Genomic DNA, 2,025 nt, shown 5'->3' on the forward strand with positions numbered 1-2,025 from the left:
AAATAATTTTTTTCGTAGTGTCTTCATTTTGGGGTTTTATACTGTATAGGATTATCTTTGTAACCATATACAGTATTTTTTTACACTGCATACAGTACTTCTGCCATAGCTAGCTTATGTGTTTTCACTCGTGCGAGGGATCATATGAGAAAACTGGAGTTGGTGGATTTGTTCGTACAAACTTGCCGCATAACACTGAGCATCTTTAAATCGCTTAGTTTCGATATGTTTGCGTATATCTGTAACCGCTGCAGTGGCAGGGGCGTACCCTTGGCTACTTGCTAAGCTTAACCAAGCTACAGCATGAAATACACTTTGTGGCACGCCTTCACCTTTCACAAAAAATAAACCTAAATAAAACTGTGCTCTATGGTTTCCCGCCATTGCAGCAAGTCGCATCCATTTTGCAGCCAATGGAGCTTGATTATTTTTTAAATAATATAGGGCTTTATTTAACGTACTTTGCTCATCTTTTTTATTATCAACGGGCACAGAGGTATTTTCGGGTTGAGTAACAAAACCTAAAATATTATCTAGCTGTTGCTCTAAGTCTTGCTCACAAGGTGTTGTTTTAAGCATATTGGTTCATTTATTATTTTAACTACTCTAACAGTTTAGTATATAGCAAGGTAAAATGTCCTGTAAAAGATAATTTTTATGTTAAAATCTCGCCACTTTTTACTATCACAAGTTTATTATGTTCGAAGCCTTATTTAAACTGAGCGAAAATAATTCAACAGTTAAACGCGAATGCGTTGCTGGCCTAACTACCTTTATAACTATGGTATACATTGTATTTGTAAACCCGGCTATGCTCGCAGAGGCTGGGATGGATCAAGGGGCTGCATTTGTAGCGACATGTATAGCAGCTGCGATAGGCTGTTTTATAATGGGTTTATGGGCTAATTATCCATTAGCATTAGCGCCTGGTATGGGACTAAATGCCTTTTTTACGTATGGTGTCGTATTAGGAATGGGTTATACCTGGCAAGCCGCGTTAGGGGCTGTATTTATGTCGGGTTGTATATTTTTGTTTTTAAGCTTATTTAAAGTCAGAGAGTGGATTATTAATGCCATACCTCTGGTGCTCAAGCGAGCAATCGCAACGGGTATAGGTGCTTTTTTAGCATTAATTGCCCTTAAAAATGCAGGCATTATTGTCTCAAGCCCGGCAACATTAGTGCAGTTGGGCGACATTACTTCTCCAGGACCGTTATTGGCTATATTAAGCTTTTTTGTAATTGCAGCGCTTTTATACCGCGATTTTAAAAGTGGCGTGCTTATTAGTATTTTATTAGTGACTGGCATTGCTTTAAGTTTGGGGCTTGTTGAATATCACGGTGTTATGGCTATGCCACCATCAATAATGCCTACTTTTATGCAGCTAGATTTTGCAGCCGCTTTTGATATATCAATGATGAGTGTTATTTTTGCTTTCTTGTTTGTCGATCTTTTTGATACTTCGGGTACATTAGTTGCGGTAACTCAAAAAGCAGGTTTAGCTGATGAAAAAGGTAACATGCCTCGTTTAGGGCGCGCATTAAGTGCTGACAGCTCAGCAACAATTGCAGGTGCGATGCTAGGTACGTCTACGACTACATCGTATATAGAATCGGTTGCTGGTGTATCTGTTGGCGGACGTACTGGCTTAACAGCTGTAGTTGTAGGCATTTGCTTTTTACTAATGATGTTTTTTGCACCGCTTGCACAAATGGTACCGGCTTATGCTACGGCAGGCGCTATTTTATATGTCGCTGTTCTGATGCTGCAAAATTTAAAGTTTGTAAACTGGGATGATATGACCGATGCAATTCCTGTTACTGTGGTATTACTAATGACACCATTAACGTTTTCGATTGCGCACGGTATTGCACTTGGTTTTATATCTTATACGGCGGTTAAAGTCTTGTGCGGTAAGCAAGATCAAGTCAGTATTAGTGTTTGGATATTAACAGCCTTGTTTGTTTTCAAGTTTGCATTTTTGTCTTAATAGCTAACAAAAATACAAAAAAGCCTGCACAAATT

General features: G+C 38.7%; 2 protein-coding genes. One reads left to right on the forward strand and one right to left on the reverse strand.

The annotated features are described in order from the left end of the window. Positions 1-114: 114 nt before the first annotated feature. Positions 115-579 carry an SEL1-like repeat protein gene (locus GQR46_RS19115; protein WP_007583707.1) on the reverse strand — a complete coding sequence of 155 codons (465 nt, stop codon included), beginning with the start codon at positions 577-579 and terminating at the stop codon, positions 115-117. Between the two features lie 118 nt (positions 580-697). Here GQR46_RS19115 and GQR46_RS19120 point away from each other — a divergent pair, with 118 nt between their 5' ends. Continuing rightward, the gene (locus GQR46_RS19120) at positions 698-1,990 is read left to right on the forward strand and encodes an NCS2 family permease (protein WP_010555089.1); all 1,293 of its coding nucleotides are present in this window, start codon (positions 698-700) and stop codon (positions 1,988-1,990) included. Positions 1,991-2,025: the final 35 nt, after the last annotated feature.

The organism is Pseudoalteromonas sp. Z1A6 (assembly GCF_011378745.1).
In the GTDB taxonomy this organism is placed as follows: Bacteria; Pseudomonadota; Gammaproteobacteria; order Enterobacterales; family Alteromonadaceae; genus Pseudoalteromonas; species Pseudoalteromonas arctica.